17 protein-coding genes and 3 tRNA genes are annotated in these 16,526 nt (G+C 68.6%); 11 read left to right on the forward strand and 9 right to left on the reverse strand.

Annotation, left to right across the window (positions count from 1 at the left end; translation table 11 throughout):
- The first annotated feature begins 102 nt into the window (after positions 1-102).
- The 3 genes from csrA to V3391_RS12030 all read left to right on the forward strand — a co-directional run bounded on the left by csrA (position 103) and on the right by V3391_RS12030 (position 631).
- Positions 103-309, forward strand: coding sequence for a carbon storage regulator CsrA (csrA, locus tag V3391_RS12020; protein ID WP_332078636.1), 207 nt, complete (start codon positions 103-105; stop codon positions 307-309).
- Positions 310-359: 50 nt separating this feature from the next.
- Positions 360-452 (forward strand) — tRNA-Ser (locus V3391_RS12025).
- 102 nt (positions 453-554) lie between these two features.
- Positions 555-631 (forward strand) — tRNA-Arg (locus V3391_RS12030).
- Between the two features lie 456 nt (positions 632-1,087).
- Here V3391_RS12030 and V3391_RS12035 read toward each other — a convergent pair.
- From V3391_RS12035 to V3391_RS12060, 6 genes are all read right to left on the reverse strand, one after another.
- The gene (locus V3391_RS12035) at positions 1,088-2,377 is read right to left on the reverse strand and encodes a nucleotide sugar dehydrogenase (RefSeq protein ID WP_332078637.1); all 1,290 of its coding nucleotides are present in this window, start codon (positions 2,375-2,377) and stop codon (positions 1,088-1,090) included.
- A gap of 55 nt (positions 2,378-2,432) precedes the next feature.
- Positions 2,433-3,272, reverse strand: a complete 840-nt coding sequence (locus V3391_RS12040; protein WP_332078638.1) for an alpha/beta hydrolase family protein — start codon at positions 3,270-3,272, stop codon at positions 2,433-2,435.
- Positions 3,269-4,084 carry a bifunctional hydroxymethylpyrimidine kinase/phosphomethylpyrimidine kinase gene (gene thiD, locus V3391_RS12045; RefSeq protein WP_332078639.1) on the reverse strand — a complete coding sequence of 272 codons (816 nt, stop codon included), beginning with the start codon at positions 4,082-4,084 and terminating at the stop codon, positions 3,269-3,271. Before thiD ends, V3391_RS12040 begins: the two co-directional genes overlap by 4 nt.
- Before the next feature lie 82 nt (positions 4,085-4,166).
- Complete coding sequence (locus tag V3391_RS12050) at positions 4,167-5,567, reverse strand: PhoH family protein (protein ID WP_332078640.1); 1,401 nt, start codon at positions 5,565-5,567, stop codon at positions 4,167-4,169.
- 124 nt (positions 5,568-5,691) lie between these two features.
- Entirely contained in the window at positions 5,692-6,174 is a 483-nt protein-coding gene (locus V3391_RS12055; RefSeq protein WP_332078641.1) for a peroxiredoxin, read from the reverse strand.
- Between the two features lie 83 nt (positions 6,175-6,257).
- On the reverse strand, positions 6,258-6,824 hold the full coding sequence (locus V3391_RS12060) for a glycine cleavage system transcriptional repressor (protein WP_332078642.1): 567 nt from the start codon (positions 6,822-6,824) through the stop codon (positions 6,258-6,260).
- A 217-nt stretch (positions 6,825-7,041) separates the two neighbouring features.
- Between V3391_RS12060 and dapA the strand changes: the two genes are divergently transcribed.
- Positions 7,042-7,944 (forward strand): 4-hydroxy-tetrahydrodipicolinate synthase, encoded by a 903-nt coding sequence (dapA, locus tag V3391_RS12065; protein ID WP_332078643.1) that lies wholly within the window; start codon positions 7,042-7,044, stop codon positions 7,942-7,944.
- A 19-nt stretch (positions 7,945-7,963) separates the two neighbouring features.
- Positions 7,964-8,476, forward strand: a complete 513-nt coding sequence (locus V3391_RS12070) for a hypothetical protein (protein WP_332078644.1) — start codon at positions 7,964-7,966, stop codon at positions 8,474-8,476.
- Between the two features lie 103 nt (positions 8,477-8,579).
- Here V3391_RS12070 and fdxA read toward each other — a convergent pair whose 3' ends face one another.
- Together fdxA and V3391_RS12080 are read right to left on the reverse strand one after the other, a co-directional pair.
- Complete coding sequence (fdxA, locus tag V3391_RS12075) at positions 8,580-8,903, reverse strand: ferredoxin FdxA (protein ID WP_232116506.1); 324 nt, start codon at positions 8,901-8,903, stop codon at positions 8,580-8,582.
- 430 nt (positions 8,904-9,333) lie between these two features.
- Positions 9,334-9,409: transfer RNA gene (locus V3391_RS12080), tRNA-Glu, on the reverse strand.
- Positions 9,410-9,532: 123 nt separating this feature from the next.
- Between V3391_RS12080 and pcnB the strand changes: the two genes are divergently transcribed.
- The 6 genes from pcnB to pgi all read left to right on the forward strand — a co-directional run bounded on the left by pcnB (position 9,533) and on the right by pgi (position 15,335).
- Entirely contained in the window at positions 9,533-10,870 is a 1,338-nt protein-coding gene (gene pcnB, locus V3391_RS12085) for a polynucleotide adenylyltransferase PcnB (protein WP_332078645.1), read from the forward strand.
- A gap of 40 nt (positions 10,871-10,910) precedes the next feature.
- Positions 10,911-11,405: a 2-amino-4-hydroxy-6-hydroxymethyldihydropteridine diphosphokinase gene (folK, locus tag V3391_RS12090; protein ID WP_332078646.1), complete on the forward strand. Its 495-nt coding sequence runs from the start codon at positions 10,911-10,913 to the stop codon at positions 11,403-11,405.
- Between the two features lie 104 nt (positions 11,406-11,509).
- The gene (gene panB, locus V3391_RS12095; RefSeq protein ID WP_332078647.1) at positions 11,510-12,325 is read left to right on the forward strand and encodes a 3-methyl-2-oxobutanoate hydroxymethyltransferase; all 816 of its coding nucleotides are present in this window, start codon (positions 11,510-11,512) and stop codon (positions 12,323-12,325) included.
- 119 nt (positions 12,326-12,444) lie between these two features.
- Positions 12,445-13,311, forward strand: a complete 867-nt coding sequence (gene panC, locus V3391_RS12100) for a pantoate--beta-alanine ligase (protein ID WP_332078648.1) — start codon at positions 12,445-12,447, stop codon at positions 13,309-13,311.
- 114 nt (positions 13,312-13,425) lie between these two features.
- Entirely contained in the window at positions 13,426-13,806 is a 381-nt protein-coding gene (gene panD / locus V3391_RS12105) for an aspartate 1-decarboxylase (RefSeq protein ID WP_232136944.1), read from the forward strand.
- On the forward strand, positions 13,806-15,335 hold the full coding sequence (gene pgi, locus V3391_RS12110; protein ID WP_332078650.1) for a glucose-6-phosphate isomerase: 1,530 nt from the start codon (positions 13,806-13,808) through the stop codon (positions 15,333-15,335). Before panD ends, pgi begins: the two co-directional genes overlap by 1 nt.
- A gap of 81 nt (positions 15,336-15,416) precedes the next feature.
- On the opposite strand, the gene queG is transcribed toward pgi, so the two are convergent.
- The gene (gene queG, locus V3391_RS12115) at positions 15,417-16,499 is read right to left on the reverse strand and encodes a tRNA epoxyqueuosine(34) reductase QueG (protein ID WP_332078651.1); all 1,083 of its coding nucleotides are present in this window, start codon (positions 16,497-16,499) and stop codon (positions 15,417-15,419) included.
- Positions 16,500-16,526 lie beyond the last annotated feature (27 nt).

Below are 16,526 nucleotides of genomic sequence, written 5' to 3' on the forward strand. Positions count from 1 at the left end.
CTTCACGGCCTAACGAGGTCTGTAATCGGTTTCCAAGGTCGAGAACGGTCCGAATACAGTCCACGCCGGCGCGTCGAAACGGGCCGGTTCCAGGAGATTGCTATGCTGATTTTGACCCGCCGCGTCGGGGAGACGCTGATGATTGGTGACCAGGTGTCGGTCACCGTATTGGGCGTCAAGGGCAACCAGGTGCGCATCGGTATCACCGCACCCAAGGACGTCGCCGTGCACCGCGAGGAGATCTATCAGCGCATCCATCGCGAAGGCGATGGTGTCGACGCGCAAGAAGATTTGCCGCAGACGCCCTGAGCCGTTATCCTTCGCACCGCGTTCGGCGCTTGCGTCGAACGTGTTGCTTCGGAGAGTTGCCCGAGTGGCTGAAGGGGCTCCCCTGCTAAGGGAGTATGGGGCTTAAAACTCCATCGAGGGTTCGAATCCCTCACTCTCCGCCACTGCTCGAATTTGATCGGATTTCTTCGGAAATCGCAGAGAAAAATTCTGGATAGTGGTTGACGAAGCAAACGTTTTGCTAGAAAATTCCGCTTCTGTTCAAGGCGCCCGTAGCTCAGTTGGATAGAGCACCAGGCTACGAACTTGGGGGTCGGAGGTTCGAATCCTTCCGGGCGCACCAGAACAACGAAGAGGCCAGCGAGCGATCGCTGGCTTTTTTGTTGCGCGCGTGTTTTTGCCGGGACGTGTGCGTCGGTTTCGATCCACTACGCATCTCGCGATTGGCGGACGCCGCACGGTGCATTGGCCTGCGACCGCGGCGGCGCGATGCATCTTCGAGGGCATGGATCACGTGCCGTACGCGGCGCTCCCGTCGACGAGTGGCGGGCGCGACGAAATATGCGCGCGCGTTGCATGTCGGTGCAGAGGCGGGTCTCGATGCGTCGTGGTGAACATGCATCGCTGACGCCACCGCATGCGAAGCGCGTCAGCTCGCCGGAATTGAGCGTCGGACACCGGGATTGCGGACGCGACGCTGCGACGCGATCGACCCGCTCCAGGCGGGCACCGCTTTACGACAGCCTGGAGGGCGGGTCATCCATGCACGCCGCGCATCCGGGCGCAGCGCAGCGACGCGCTAGAGTCGCGCGTCCACCGCGTCCGCAGGCAGCACGGCCTTGACGTCGAAGAGCACCGCGCCCGGTTTGCCGAACGCGCGCATGCCATCCGCGCCCAGATCGCGGAACTGGGTGTGTGCGACCGCGAGGATGATCGCGTCGTAGGCGCCGGTCTCCGGCGTGCCGATCGGCGTGAGCCCGTACTCGTGCTGCGCGTACGCCGCCGCGACCCACGGGTCGTGCACGTCGACGTCGATGCTGTAGCTCTGCAGTTCGCGCACCACGTCGATCACGCGCGTGTTGCGCAGGTCCGGGCAGTTCTCCTTGAACGCCAGGCCCAGCACCAGCACGCGTGCGCCGGCGGTCTGGATGCCGCGCTGTTGCATCAGCTTCACCACGCGCTGGGCGACGTGCAGGCCCATGCTGTCGTTGATGCGGCGGCCGGCGAGGATCACTTCGGGGTGGTAACCGATCTCCTGCGCCTTGTGCGTCAGGTAATACGGATCGACGCCGATGCAGTGTCCGCCGACGAGACCCGGGCGGAACGGCAGGAAATTCCACTTCGTGCCCGCGGCTTCGAGCACTTCGTGCGTGTCGATGCCGAGGCGGTCGAAGATCAGCGCGAGCTCGTTGACCAGGGCGATGTTGACGTCGCGCTGGGTGTTCTCGATGACCTTGGCCGCTTCTGCCACGCGGATGCTCGACACGCGATGCGTGCCGGCTTCGACGATGTCGCGATACAGCGCGTCGACGAAACCGGCTGCCGCGTCGCTGGAACCGGCGGTGACCTTGAGCGTGTTCTCCAGCCGGTGCTGCTTGTCGCCGGGATTGATGCGTTCGGGGCTGTAGCCGACGTGGAAATCGTCGCGATACCGCAGGCCCGACACGGCTTCGAGAATCGGCACGCAGATCTCTTCCGTCGCGCCCGGATACACGGTCGACTCGAAGATCACCACGCCACCGCGCTGCAGGGCGGCGCCGACCGCGCGACTCGAGGCTTCCAGAGCCGACAGGTCGGGCCGCTTGTAGGCATCGACCGGCGTCGGCACGGTGACGATGTGTACGTTGCAGCTTGCGAGATCGGTCGCGTCGGCGCTGTAGCGCAGACGCGCGGCCGCGCGCAGTTCGTCGGGCGACAGTTCGCGGGTGTGGTCGTCGCCGCGCTGCAGACCGGCCACACGCGTCTGGTCGATGTCGAAGCCCAGCGTCGCGTGGCGGCGGCCGAATGCGACCGCGAGCGGCAGGCCCACGTAGCCGAGGCCGATGACGGCGATGCGGATGTCGTCGCGTGCGGGCAGCGGTGCGGTCATGCAGGAGAGGCTCGTTGGTCGATCGACGCAGTGTAGCGGACGCTTGCGCGCGGCCTCAGGTGTCGGCGAGCCAGGCGGCGATCGCGTCCGGCGTGCGCATCCACGCGAAATGGTCGGCCCTCGCGCTCAGGCGCGCGGCGTCGAACCCCTCGATCGCGACATCCGCGCTGCCGAGCTTGCCGAGCAGGAAACGCAGCGACGACGGCGGGCCGAGCCAGTCGTCGCCGAGCCAAGCCGCGCGGACGGGCACCTCGACACGCGCCATCGACGTATCGATATCGACATCGATGCCGGCTGCCCCATAACGCCCGCGCAATCCGCTGCGCGTCCAGTCGGCGATCACGCCGCGTGATTCGTTGCCGGCGAAACGCAGCCGGCGGCCCGGCAGCACACCGCGCGTGCGCGCGAGCCACGCCATGAAGCGGTACAGCGGCGGCAGCATGTAGCGCACACGCGGCGGAAACGCGCGCCAGTAGGGCGCGCCGCTGGCGACCAGCCATAGCGCGTCGGCCGCATCGGGCTGCAGCGCGAGATGACAACAGGCGAGCTGACCACCGAGGCTGTGCCCGCCGACGATGCGCGACGCACCCGGCACGGCGGCGTCCAGCGCCGCTTCGCTGCGTGCGATGTCCCCCAGCAGTTCGCGGTAGCCCCAGTCGTGCGCGCGGCCGGCGCGCAGGCTGCTCGAGCCGATGCCGCGCCATTCGTGCAGGCCGACGGCGATGCCGCGCGCCGCCAGCGCATCGGCGAACGGCAGGTAATGCTTCGCCGGCACGCCCATCGCCGGCAGCCACAACAGCCGGCGCGTCGGGGCATCGGGCACGCGCAGGATCAGTTCGAAGCGATGGCCATCGCCGCTGTCGAGCGGCTCGACGCGCGCGGCCGCCGTGCTCACGACGCGAGCGGGCCCAGATGGCCGAGCACGCTGACCGCGCTGCGTCCGGGGCGGTAGGCGTCGCGCATCGCGCGGTGCACGTAGTCGATGCCGGCGCGGCACGCAGTCGCGGCGTCGTCACCCAGCGCGAGGCGCGCGGCGATCGCCGACGACAGCGTGCAGCCGGTGCCGTGGCCGTCGATGTCGAGCCGCGGCGCGCGATGCGCGAAGGTCGTGTCTGCATCGGCGTAGCGATCCACGACCTCGTCGCCCTCGTCGAGATGGCCGCCCTTGAGCAGCACACCGTGCGCGCCGAGCGCGCGTAGTGCCGCGAGTGCGGCTTCGGCGTCGGCGCCTGCAGCGATGCGGCGGCCGAGCAGCAGCTCGGCTTCCGGCAGGTTCGGCGTCAGCACGCGAGCGCGTGGAATCAAACGCGTGCGCAGCGCGCCGAGCGCGTCGTCGTCGAGCAGCTTCGCGCCCGAGGTCGCGATCATTACCGGGTCCAGCACCACCGGCACGTTAGGAAACAGCGCCAGCGCGTCGGCCACGGCGTCGACGATCTCCGCGGTCGCGAGCATGCCGATCTTGACGCTGCGCACGTCGAAGTCGTCGAAGCACGCATCGAGTTGCGCGCGCAGGAACGCGACCGGCGGCGCATGCACTGCGGTGACGCTGCGGGTGTGCTGCGCGGTGAGCGCGGCGATCGCGGACAGGCCGTGCACGCCGTGCGCGGCGAAGGTCTTGAGGTCGGCCTGGATGCCGGCGCCACCGCCGGAATCGGAACCGGCGATCGTGAGCACGGACGGCGGGCGGGGCGCGGACGGTTTGGTCATGCGCACATTGTGCAACAGCGATCGGCGCGGAACGCGGCGCACACGCATCGACCGGCCGCGTGTGCGGCCGGCCGTGCGCGGGTCAGAGCACTTCGGACGCGAAGTCGGCCAGGCGCGAACGCTCGCCCCGACGCAGCGTGACGTGCGCGCTGTGCGCCCAGTTCTTGAAACGGTCGACCGCGTAGGTCAGGCCCGATGTCGTCTCGGTGAGGTAGGGCGTGTCGATCTGTTCGACGTTGCCCAGGCACACGATCTTGGTGCCGGGACCGGCGCGGGTGATCAGCGTCTTCATCTGCTTGGGCGTGAGGTTCTGCGCCTCGTCGAGGATCAGATACCTCGACAGGAACGTGCGCCCGCGCATAAAGTTCATCGAGCGGATCTTGATGCGCGAGGCCAGCAGATCATTGGTCGCCGCGCGGCCCCAGCTGCCGCCTTCCTGGTTGTGCGTGAGCACTTCGAGGTTGTCGGTCAGGGCGCCCATCCAGGGCGTCATCTTTTCTTCTTCCGTGCCTGGCAGGAAGCCGATGTCCTCGCCCACGCTGACCGTTGCGCGGGTCATGATGATCTCGCGGTAGCGCTGCTGGTCCATCGTCTGCGCCAGCCCTGCCGCGAGTGCGAGCAGCGTCTTGCCGGTACCGGCAGTGCCGAGCAGGGTGACGAAGTCGACTTCGGGATCCATCAACGCGTTGAGCGCGAAATTCTGCTCGCGGTTGCGCGCGTTGATGCCCCACACCGCGTGCTGGCTGTGGCGGAAGTCGTCGACGATCTGCAGCGTCGCGCGGCCGTCCTCCACCCGGGTTACGCGGAATTCGGATTCCTCGTCGCCCGGCAGGTACAGGAACTGGTTCGCGTACCAGCCGTCGTCTTCCGACACGGCGAGGTCGTAGTACGTGCGGCCCTTGTCGGTCCACGACCGCAGATCCTTGCCGTGGATCGTCCAGAAATCCGCGGGCAGCGCGGTCGCGCCGGTGTAGAGCAGGCTGAAATCGTCGAGCGCGCGGTCGTTCTCGTAGTCCTCGTTCGGAATGCCGGCGATCGCCGCCTTGATCCGAAGGTTGATGTCCTTGGAGACGAACACCACCGGGTAGTCAGGCTCGGTGCGCACCAGATCGAGGATCGCGCCGAGAATGCGGTTGTCGGGCGCGGCGGCGCCGAACGAGGTCGGATCCTCGGTCGGCGTGGTGGTCTGGAAGCGCAGCTTGCCGACGCTCTGTGCACCCCGCAGTTGCAGGCCCTGGGGGCGCAGCAGCGGCAGGCCGGTGGCGATCTGGTCGCTGCCTGCCGCTTCGATCAGTTCATTGAGGAACCGGCTGACCTGGCGCGCGTTGCGGCTGGCTTCGCTGGTGCCCTTCTTGCCGTTGTCCAGCTCTTCGATCACCTGCATCGGCAGGTAGACATCGTGCTCCTCGAACTTGAACAGCGCCGTGGGGTCGTGCATGAGCACGTTGGTGTCGAGAACGTAGACGCGCTTGCCTTTGGTCATCATCGTCAGTCGGCGTTCCGTGTTGGAGAAGGGATGACGGAAGTGGAGCCTGTGTCGCACACGCACGGCCGCGCCGCCGTGACCCGCGATGCGGGACGGCGAGCGGCAAGTTCGGAAATACCCGTCACTGCGACTGCGCAGCCTGCAGTGCGTCGAGGACGGCCTGCGCATGGCCCGGCACGCGGACCTTGCGCCACTCGACCGCGATACGGCCGTCGGGATCGATCAGGAACGTGCTGCGCTCGATGCCGAGCACGGTCCGGCCATACATGTTCTTTTCGCGGATCACGTCGAACGCGCGACACAAGGCTTCGTCCGCGTCGCTGACCAGCGGAAACGCGAAGCCCTGTTTGGCGCAGAAATTGTCGTGCGATTTCACCGAATCGCGCGAGACGCCCAGCACGTCGGCGCCGAGCGCCTGGAACTGCGGCAGCAGCGCGCTGAAATCCAGGCCCTCGGTCGTACAACCGGGCGTGGAATCCTTCGGGTAGAAGTAGAGGACGAGCCAGCGTCCGGCGTGGTCGGCCAGTGTGGCCTTCGCGCCGCCCGACAGCGCCAGCGGCAGCCGCAGGGTGGCGTTTGCGAGCTTCTTGCGTGTTCCGCTCATCGTTCGAACGGTCGTTCCATTGCGACGGTCGTGATCACAATGCGCGCGAGTTCCTGCTTTCGCAAGCGTCCGCGCGCACCGGATCAGAACTTCATCGGATCCATGATCGCGTCGAGGTTCAAGTGGTCGCAGAACTCGAGGAAATCGTCGCGCAGCGCGGCGATGTGCATGTTCGCCGGGATGCCGATCGTGATCTGCGCCGAGAACATGTCCGCGCCGGTCTGCATCGCGCGATACCGCGAAGAATGCAGGCTTTCGATCGTGATGCCCTGGCGGTCGAAGAAGTCGGCCAGCTGGAACAGGATGCCGGCCTTGTCCGCCGCGACCACTTCCACGACGTAGGGCAGCAGGTTCGACTGGATCGGCTTCGGGCCGGTGCGGTACCACACCAGCTTCAGGTCTTCCTCGCGCTCCAGGCGCGTGAGCATCGCTTCGAGCTTGGCGACCGCATCCCACGGGCCGTTCGCCAGCGCCGTCACCGAGACGTCCCGGCCCACCGTCGACAGGCGCGTGTCGACCAGATTGCAGCCGCTGTCGGAGATGCGACGCGACACCGACAGCAGCGGCGAGGCCGGATGCGTGGTGTACGCGTTGATCAGCAGGTAATTCTCGTTCGGCGAGGGCCGGGCAGCGGTGTCGGAATCGGTCAAGGGGGCGTCCGCGGCGGGAAATCTGTTCGACTGCGAGGGTCGATGGCGACTGGAGGGTGAACGGCGGTCCGGTCGGGGCCGGATGCGGCGGCCAGCATACTTGCCCGCGCTTCGTGGCCGCAAGTAACATCGGCCAGCTTTTCCGGGCCAAACCGCGCGTTTCCCGGCCTCCTCGTTTCTCTGCGACCGCGCCGCGGCCGCCCATCGGACTCCCATCTTGCGACTCTCAGGCAGCATCACCGCACTCGCCACGCCCTTCGACGCCACCGGTGCACTCGACCGCGCAGCGTGGAAACGGTTGGTCGAGTGGCAGCTGGCGGCCGGTACGCAGGGACTCGTGGTCGCGGGTTCGACCGGCGAAGCCGCGACGCTGGAAGACGATGAATACGAATGGCTGGTCCGCAGCGCGGTCGAACTGGCCGGCGGCCGCGTGCCCGTGCTCGCCGGTACCGGCCTGTCGGCGACGTCGAAGACGATCGCCGCGACGCAGCGGCTCGCGCAGCTCGGCGCGGATATCGCACTCGTCGTGGTGCCGGCCTATGTGCGGCCGACCCAGGCCGGCCTGATCGCGCATTACCGCGCGGTGGCCGATGCCGGCGGCCTGCCGGTGCTGCTCTACAACGTGCCCGGCCGCACCGGCACCGACATGCTGCCCGAGACCGTCGCCGAGCTGGCGAAGCACCCGCGCATCGTCGGCATCAAGGAAGCGCACAGCGGCGCGGAGCGCATGCAGGCGCTGCTCGCCCTGCAGAGCGAGACGTTCGCGGTGCTCAGTGGCGACGATCCGACCGCCGCGCGCGCGATGCTCGCCGGCGCCGATGGTGTGATCTCGGTCGTGTCGAACCTCGTGCCAGGCGCGTTCCGCAAGCTGTGCGATCTGGCCCGCAACGGCCAGGCCGACGCCGCACACGACTGGGACGCGCGCCTGCAGCCGCTGCACGTGTTCTGCGGCATCGAACCCAACCCCATTCCCGTCAAGGCGGTGCTGAGCAGACAGGGCCTCGGCCATGGCCTGCGTCTGCCTTTGACGACACTGGCCCAGGCGCATGATGCGCAGGCCGACGATGCGACGCGACTCGCGGCGGACCTCGAAACGTCCTGCCGTGCCCGCGCCGCCTGATTTCCCAGGAGATTCCACGATGCGTCCACCCCGTTCCTCCATGCGCTATCTCGCCATTGCCGTCGTCGCGGTCGCAGTCGTGGGCACCAGCGGCTGCCGCTGGTTCAAGAAGGACAACGCGCTGTACGCGCAGAGCCCGGAAACCCGTCCGCTCGAAGTGCCGCCGGATCTCGACCGTCCGCGGACCGACGGTGCGATGGCGCTGCCGGAAGCCACGACGTCGGTCACCCGTTCTGGCACCGCGGCGGTGCCGGCCGATTCGAACGTGTCCTTCAGCGCCACCGGCGCGCGCGACGCGGTGTTCGCACAGGTCGGCGAAGCGCTGGCCGCGACCGACGGCGTGACCGTCAACAGCCGCTCGCAGGTGCTGGGCACCTACGACGTGTCCTATGCCGGCAGCCAGTTCCTGGTGCGCGTGGCCTCCCAGCAGGGCGGCGCCGTGGTGTCGGCCGTCGATCCGCGCGGCGTGGCCGCGACCGGCGATGCGCCGGTGCGTCTGATCGCCTCGCTGCAGGCGGCGCTGGCGCAGTAAGACGGGTCGACGGCGTTCGCGGTCCGGACGTCGTCGATCCCCGGATACGGAAACGGGCGCCTCGGCGCCCGTTTTTTTTCGTCGTGCGAGCGCGCTGCGCGGATCAGCGCTCCAGCAGCGGCAGCTTGTCCGGCTTGCCTTCCCAGTCCTTGGCATCGGCCAGCGCATCTTTGCGCGTGGTGATGACCGGCCACGCCTTGGCCAGATCGGCATTGAGCGCGACGAACGCTTCCTGGCCCGCCGGCACGTCGTCCTCGGGATAGATCGCGTTGATCGGGCATTCCGGCTCGCACAACGTGCAGTCGATGCACTCGTCGGGATCGATGACGAGGAAGTTCGGCCCTTCGTGGAAGCAGTCCACCGGGCAGACTTCGACGCAGTCGGTGTATTTGCACTTGATGCAGTTTTCGGTGACGACGAAAGGCATGGAATTCGGATCGGGCGGGGCGGCGACGGGCTGCAGTTTAAGGCAGCGCCCGCGGCGCCGGTGCGAAGTGTTCGCATTTGCCGGGAAAGCGTGTGCGTTGCGTTGCGCTGCGTGGGGTCGGGTCGGGTCGGAGGATGACGTGCGACGGTGTCCCGCGTCCGGCGCGAACTCGAAGTCACGGCCAGGATCGATCGCGGTCGCAGAGATGTCGTCGACCGTGCCGCAGGTCCGAGGCCGTGTGACAACGGGTTGCGATCGCTGACCCGTCTGCCGCCGGCGGTCAGGTGCATTCCGCCGAGCGGGCGCGCATGTCGGCGGAGGACGCTTCGGGTGGGCCGCCGTCCCGCATCCTTCGCCGGCCGGCGGCGGTGCACCACGCGCGCAAACGCAGACAGCCCACGCCTTGCGGCATGGGCTGTCTGCTTCGATATGGTGCTCCCTACGGGATTCGAACCCGTGTTTTAGCCTTGAGAGGGCCACGTCCTGGGCCTCTAGACGAAGGGAGCTGGGTGCCGCGAGCGGCTCCGGTTGGACGACCGGCCTGCAAACGCGTCTAAGACGTGTGCAGCTTGCTAGTATATCAGGCTTGCTGGCGCCGCAACGGCCGCCTGAGAATTTTTTCAGACTTGATGCATACCGATTCCGCTCCGATTCAAAGCGCCGTGTCCGCCGACCTGCGAATCATTCCGCGCGACCAGCACACCATCTCGCGGCGGCAGATCAGCCAGAACGCGCTGCGCGTGCTGTACCGCCTGCACGAGGCCGGTCACGAGGCCTATCTGGTCGGCGGGGCGGTGCGCGATGTGCTGGTCGGTCTGACGCCGAAAGACTTCGACATCGCGACCGACGCGACGCCGGAGCAGGTCAAGGGACTGTTCCGCAACTGTCGCCTGATCGGTCGCCGGTTCCGTCTGGCGCACGTCGTGTTCGGCCGCGAGATCATCGAGGTCGCCACGTTCCGCGCCAACGTCGACGACGGCAGCGGCGACCGCGAGATCCACGATGGCGGTCGCCTGCTGCGCGACAACGTCTACGGCACAATCGAAGACGACGCGGTGCGCCGCGACTTCACCGCCAACGCCCTGTATTACGCGATCGCCGATTTTTCGGTGCGCGATTACACCGGTGGATTCGAGGACGTGCAGAACCGCGTCATGCGCCTGATCGGCGATCCCGACACGCGCTATCGCGAAGACCCGGTGCGCATGCTGCGTGCAGTGCGTCTGGCGGCCAAGCTCGGTTTCACGATCGAGCCCGGTACCGCGGCGCCCATTCCGCGCCTGGCTCCGCTGCTGGCCGAAGCCGCGCCCGCGCGCCTGTTCGAGGAATGCCTGAAGCTGTTCCTGTCCGGACACGCGGTCGCCAGCTTCGAAGGCCTCGAGCGTCACGGTCTGCTGTCTGCGCTGTTCCCCGAATCGGCCGCCGCGCTCGCCAGCAACCGCAGTGGCGCCTTGCGCGCGATGGTGCTCGCGGGCCTGGCATCGACCGATGCCCGCATCGCCGCGGGCGATCCGGTGTCGCCGGCGTTCCTGTTCGCGACCTTGCTGTGGCCGGCGTTCTGCCGCGCCTGGATGAAGCTGCAGGCCGATGGCGTGCAGCCGGTCGAAGCGCAGCGCCGCGCGGCCGATCGCGTCACGCTGCATCAGGTGACCACGGTCGCGCTGCCGCGTCGCTTCTCGTTGCCGATGCAGGAGATCTGGCTGCTGCAGGCGCGCTTCCCGCTGCGCCAGCGCAAGCGCGTCACGCGCACGCTGTCGCATCCGCGTTTCCGCGCCGCGTTCGATTTCCTGGTGCTGCGCCAGACCGCGTCCGATGCGCATGCCGCCGACGTCGCGTTCTGGGAAGAAGCCCAGCACGATCCCGACCACGCGATCGCGCTGTATCCGGGCGAGGACGAGGCGGGTGGCAGCGACGACGCACCGCGTCGCCGTCGACGGCGACGTCGTACGCCGGCCGCGGCTGGATGACCCCGCGCGCCCCGCGGAGCGGGCAGGGCGGCGCCCGTACATGAGCGTGCGCGCCTGGGTCGGACTCGGCGGCAATCTGGGCAATGTGCCGCAGGTGCTGCGCGACGCGGCGTCGGCGCTGTCGGCCTTGCCCGGCATCCGGGACCTCCGGCTGTCGTCGCTGTACCGCACGCCGGCCTGGGGCCGTACCGACCAGCCCGATTTCGTCAACGCGGTCGCGGTGTTCGACACCGAGCGCGCGCCGATGGATCTGCTCGACGCGCTGCTCGACATCGAACGTCTGTTCGGTCGCACCCGCAGCGACGAGGCCGGCGACCAGTGGGGCCCGCGCACGCTGGACCTCGATCTGCTGCTCTACGGCGACGCCGTGATCACGCTGCCGGGACTGACCGTTCCGCATCCGCGCCTGCATCAGCGCGCATTCGCGCTCGTGCCCCTGCTGGAACTCGACGCCGCCATCGTGATTCCACGCATCGGCGCGGCCATCGAGGCGCTCGTGCACGTGGATCGTGCCGGCATCGAAGCGCTGCCCTGATCGCGCGTGGGGCCATCGTTCGCTGATCCGCGGCGACGCACTGCGCGGCGCGTCGATGCCGGCGCGCGCGACCGCCACTTCGGCATTGGTGCGACACTAAGGCGATGAACACTTCATCTTCCGCGCCGGTCACCGTGCCCGCGCTGTTCGAGGCCCGCGCCGCCGGTCGCCGGCTCGCGATGCTGACCGCCTACGACGCCGGCTTCGCCCGCACTTTCGATGCCGCCGGCGTGGACCTGCTGCTGATCGGCGATTCGCTCGGCATGGTGGTGCAGGGGCACGGCTCGACGCTGCCGGTCACCGTCGACGACATCGCGTATCACACCGCCTGCGTGGCGCGCGGCGTACAGCGCGCGCTGATCGTGGCCGACCTGCCGTTCCAGGCCGACGCGACGCCCGAGCGCGCCCTCGACGCGTCGACGCGGCTGCTGCAGGCAGGCGCCGGCATGGTCAAGCTGGAAGGCGCGACGCCGAACAAGTGCGAGGTGGTGCGTTTTCTCGTCGAACGCGAGATTCCGGTCTGCGCGCATCTCGGCCTCACGCCGCAGTCGGTGCTGCGTTTCGGCGGGTTCAAGATCCAGGGCCGTGGCGATGCGGCAGCGCAGGCGCTGCGCGACGACGCACGTGCGATCGCCGACGCCGGCGCGACGCTGATCGTGCTCGAAGGCGTGCCGGCTGCGCTCGCCGCCGAAATCACCGCGTCCTCGCCGGTGCCGACGATCGGCATCGGTGCCGGCCCGGATTGCGACGGCCAGGTGCTGGTGCTCCACGACATGCTGGGTCTCGACAGCGGCCATCGCCGGCCGAAATTCGTGCGCGATTTCCTCGTCGATGGCGGCTCGGTCGCCGGCGCCGCGCGCGCCTACGTCGACGCGGTGCGCGACGGCAGCTTTCCCGGTCCCGAGCACTCCTACAAGTAACGGCTCGCTGCGTCGGCGGGCGACGATGCGTGCCCTGTGACGACCGGCAGCGATGGGCGCGCTGACGCGCGACGCCGCCGATCTGCGAAAATCGGCGCCTCCCTATTGCCGGATCCGCCGTGATCGACACCGTCCATGACCTCGCCGCGCTGCGCGCGCGGATCGCCGACTGGAAGCGCGCGGGCCTGCGCATCGGTCTCGTGCCGACGATGGGCAATCTGCATGCGGGTCATTTCTCGCTGGTCGCGGCATTGCGCGCGCGCGTGGATCGCGTGGTCGCGAGCGTGTTCGTCAATCCCACCCAGTTCGGCCCGAACGAGGACTTCGCCCGCTATCCGCGCACGCCGGACCAGGACGCGCAGGGTCTCGCCGCGGCCGGCTGCGATCTGCTGTGGCTGCCGTCGGTCGAGGCGATGTATCCGCTGGGCCTGCACAACACGGTGACCGTGCGCGTGCCGGGCGTGACCGAGGTGCTCGACGGCGCGCACCGCCCCGGCCACTTCGACGGGGTAGCGACCGTGGTCGCGCGTCTGTTCAACCAGGTGCAGCCCGACGTCGCCGCATTCGGGCGCAAGGATTACCAGCAGCTGGCGGTGATCGCGCATCTGGTCGCCGATCTCGCGTTTCCGGTGGAACTGCTCCCCGTCGCGATCGCACGCGAGTCCGACGGTCTGGCGATGAGCTCACGCAACCAGTATCTCGACGCCGATGCGCGCACTCGCGCGCCGGCGATGCAGGCGGCGCTGCGCGCACTGCGCGACGCGATGCAGGGCGGCGCGTCCGCGGCCGACGCGGCGGCCGAGGCCGCTGTGGCCCTGCGCGAGGCCGGCTTCGTGGTCGATTACGTCGAGGTGCGTGCCCCCGACCTGTCGGCCCATGTCGACGGCCAACAGGCGGCCGTCGCGCTGGCCGCGGCGCGCCTGGGCGCCACGCGCCTGATCGACAACCTCGAATTCAGCATCGACGGGACGCCGTCGGCCCGCTGAATCTCCCGTCGCCGCGCCGGGCGGCGATGTTGCGATGCCGCAGATGGTCCCTATACTTCGCGGTTCCTGCGGGCTTCCCGCGTTGTCCGATGCCGTGATCCGGCCGCATCCGTCATGCAACTCACCCTGCTGAAAGCCAAGATCCACCGCGCCTCCGTCACCCACGCCGAGCTGCATTACGAAGGCTCGTGTGCGATCGACGGCCGTCTGCTCGACCTGTCGGGCATCCGCGAGTACGAGCGCATCGAGATCTACAACATCAACAACGGCGAGCGCTTCGCGACCTACGCGATCCGCGCCGACGTCGGCAGCGGCATCATCTCGGTCAACGGCGCGGCTGCGCACAAGGCCGGCGTCGGTGATCTGGTGATCATCTGCGCCTACGGCGCGCTGGACGAAGCCGAAGTGGCCAAGTTCAAGCCCAAGCTGGTGTACGTGGACCGCGACAACCGCATGACCCACACCAACGATTCGATTCCCGCACAGGCCGCCTGATGACGACAGCGGCGCGGCGGATCATCGATACGCTGGCGCCGCACGCGCGTCGCCTCGATTCGGCGCGCATCGCCGACCTCGTCGACGCCGATGCGGCGCGCCCGCACGACTTCGCGCTGCGCATCGGCGGGCTTTACGCCAGCTTCGCGCGCCAGCGGTTCGATCGCGACGCGCGTGACGCGCTGGTCGCGCTCGGTGATGCCGCGGCGCTGCCGCAGGCGTTCCGCGCGCTGTTCGACGGCGCCATCGTCAACACCTCGGAAAATCGGCCGGCGCTGCACGTCGCGCTGCGGTCCGCGCTGTCCGACACCGCGATCGCGCGTGACGCGCATGCACAGGCCGCCGAAGCGCGCGTGCGCATGGCGGAACTGGTCGCGCAGCTCGAAGCGTCCGACGTCACCGACATCGTCAATGTCGGCATCGGCGGTTCGGATCTCGGCCCGCGTCTGGTGGTCGACGCGCTGAAGGATTTCGGCACCGGTCGCTTCCGCGTGCATTTCCTGACCAACGTCGACGGCAGCGACGCGCAGCATCGTCTGGCAAGGCTCGATCCGGCGAAGACCGCCGCGATCCTCGTGTCCAAGACCTTCGGCACACAGGAAACCCTGCTCAACGGCGCGGTCGTGCGCGACTGGCTCGGCGGCAGCGAACGCCTGTACGCGGTCAGCGCCAACGTGCCGCGCGCCGAAGCCTTCGGCGTCGCGCCCGAGCGTGTGCTGCCGATGTGGGACTGGGTCGGGGGTCGTTATTCGCTGTGGTCGGCGGTCGGTTTCTCCATCGCACTCGCCGTCGGCATGGACGGGTTCGAGGCGCTGCTCGCCGGCGCCGCCGACATGGACGCGCATGCGCTGCAGGCGCCGATCGGCGAGAACCTGCCGCTGCTGCACGCGCTGACGGGCGTGTGGAACCGCAATGCGCTCGGCCTCGCCACGCATGCCGTGCTGCCCTACGACGAGCGCCTCGCGCTGCTGCCCGCCTATCTGCAGCAGCTGGTGATGGAGAGCCTCGGCAAGTCGATCACGCCCGATGGCGAGGCCGTCGGCATCGATACCGTGCCGGTGCTCTGGGGCGGGCCGGGCACCAACTCGCAGCACAGCTTCTTCCAGGCGCTGCACCAGGGCACGCAGACCGTGCCGGCTGATTTCATCGGCGTGGTGAATCCTGCGCATCCGCATGCGGACAACCACGCTGCGCTGCTGTCGAACCTGCTCGCGCAGACCGAAGCGCTGGCCAACGGGTATTCGGCCGACGATGCGCAGAAGTCGTATCCCGGCAACCGTCCGTCGACGCTGCTGCTGCTCGATCGCCTCGATCCGCGCAGCCTCGGCGCGCTGATCGCGCTCTACGAGCACAGCGTCTACGCGCAGTCGGTGCTGTGGGGCATCAACGCGTTCGACCAGTGGGGCGTCGAGCTCGGCAAGCGCATTGCCGGCGAACTGATGCCGGCGGTGCAGGGCGATGACGTGGCGGTGGCCGATCCGGTCACGCGCGCGCTGCTGGACGAGATCCGCGCGCGTCGCGCGCGCTGATCGACTCCTGTGGGAGCGCGCTTGCGCGCGCGCCGCTTCCGCGGGAGAGCACCTTCGCGCGCAAGCGCGCGCCCACAGGCATCAAGCGACGCCGTGGCGTCCCAGCGCCCACTCCACATGCTCGTCCACCAGCGCATCGCCGCTGTGCCGGCGCGTGCGTAGCGCGGCGATGGTGTCCGGCGTCGTCGGTGCATTGCCGAGCGCGACGGCGAGATTGCGCAGCCAGCGGCGATGGCCGCTGCGCCGGATCGGCGAGCCTTCGGTGCGCTGCAGGAATTCATCCTCGTCCCAGGCGAACAGCTCGGCCAGGCTCGCGGTGTCGAGGTGGTTGCGCGCGCGGAAGTCGGGCTCGTCGGTGCGCTTGGCGAACTTGTTCCAAGGGCAGACCAGCTGGCAGTCGTCGCAGCCGAAGATGCGGTTGCCGATCAGAGGGCGCAGCGAGACGTCGATCGCGCCTTCGTGCTCGATCGTCAGATAGGCGATGCAGCGACGCGCATCGAGCCGATGCGGCGCGATGATCGCGCGCGTCGGGCAGACGTCGATGCAGCGCACGCAGGTGCCGCAATGCGCGGTCGCCGGCGGATCGACCGGCAGCGGCACGTCGACGTAGATCTCGCCGAGAAAGAACCAGGAGCCACCGTTCTTGTCGATCAGGCAGGTGTGTTTGCCGATCCAGCCCAGGCCCGCATTGCGTGCGAGGGCGCGTTCCAGCACCGGCGCCGAATCGACGAACACCCGATGGCCGAACGGGCCGATTTCCTCGGCGATGCGATGCGCGAACTTCTGCAGCCGGTTGCGCATCAGCTTGTGATAATCGCGGCCCAGCGCATAGCGCGCCACGTAGGCGCGGCTGCCGTCTGCGAGTGTGTCCCAGGCGCTGTCGTCGTCGTTGCGGCCGTAGTCGAGACCGACCGACAACACGCGCACGGTGCCCGGCAGCAGCTCGTCCGGACGCGCACGCATGTCGCCGTGGCGTGCCATCCAGTCCATGGTGCCGTACAGGCCCTGCGCGAGCCAATCGCGCAGATGCGCTTCGTCCTCGCGCAGGTCGATGCCGGCGATGCCGCAGCGCTGGAAGCCCATCTCGCCCGCGATCGCCTTGATGCGCGCGGCGAGCGCGTCAGGCAATGCTGTTGTTGGAACGGCGGTGGCGGCTGGGGGCATCACGATGCGCGAAGTATAGAATCCGCG

Origin of the sequence: Luteimonas flava, from assembly GCF_036584485.1 — a bacterium.
In the GTDB taxonomy this organism is placed as follows: domain Bacteria; phylum Pseudomonadota; class Gammaproteobacteria; order Xanthomonadales; family Xanthomonadaceae; genus Luteimonas; species Luteimonas flava.

What these genes read in the sequence shown, in the direction of transcription:
- thiD (WP_332078639.1), bottom strand. Translation starts at nt 4,084, where the DNA reads ATGACCAAACCGTCCGCGCCCCGCCCGCCGTCCGTGCTCACGATCGCC.
- fdxA (WP_232116506.1), bottom strand. Translation starts at nt 8,903, where the DNA reads ATGCCTTTCGTCGTCACCGAAAACTGCATCAAGTGCAAATACACCGAC.
- panD (WP_232136944.1), top strand. Translation starts at nt 13,426, where the DNA reads ATGCAACTCACCCTGCTGAAAGCCAAGATCCACCGCGCCTCCGTCACC.
- V3391_RS12035 (WP_332078637.1), bottom strand. Translation starts at nt 2,377, where the DNA reads ATGACCGCACCGCTGCCCGCACGCGACGACATCCGCATCGCCGTCATC.
- pcnB (WP_332078645.1), top strand. Translation starts at nt 9,533, where the DNA reads ATGCATACCGATTCCGCTCCGATTCAAAGCGCCGTGTCCGCCGACCTG.
- V3391_RS12055 (WP_332078641.1), bottom strand. Translation starts at nt 6,174, where the DNA reads ATGAGCGGAACACGCAAGAAGCTCGCAAACGCCACCCTGCGGCTGCCG.
- csrA (WP_332078636.1), top strand. Translation starts at nt 103, where the DNA reads ATGCTGATTTTGACCCGCCGCGTCGGGGAGACGCTGATGATTGGTGAC.
- panB (WP_332078647.1), top strand. Translation starts at nt 11,510, where the DNA reads ATGAACACTTCATCTTCCGCGCCGGTCACCGTGCCCGCGCTGTTCGAG.
- V3391_RS12050 (WP_332078640.1), bottom strand. Translation starts at nt 5,567, where the DNA reads ATGACCAAAGGCAAGCGCGTCTACGTTCTCGACACCAACGTGCTCATG.
- V3391_RS12070 (WP_332078644.1), top strand. Translation starts at nt 7,964, where the DNA reads ATGCGTCCACCCCGTTCCTCCATGCGCTATCTCGCCATTGCCGTCGTC.
- pgi (WP_332078650.1), top strand. Translation starts at nt 13,806, where the DNA reads ATGACGACAGCGGCGCGGCGGATCATCGATACGCTGGCGCCGCACGCG.
- folK (WP_332078646.1), top strand. Translation starts at nt 10,911, where the DNA reads ATGAGCGTGCGCGCCTGGGTCGGACTCGGCGGCAATCTGGGCAATGTG.
- queG (WP_332078651.1), bottom strand. Translation starts at nt 16,499, where the DNA reads ATGCCCCCAGCCGCCACCGCCGTTCCAACAACAGCATTGCCTGACGCG.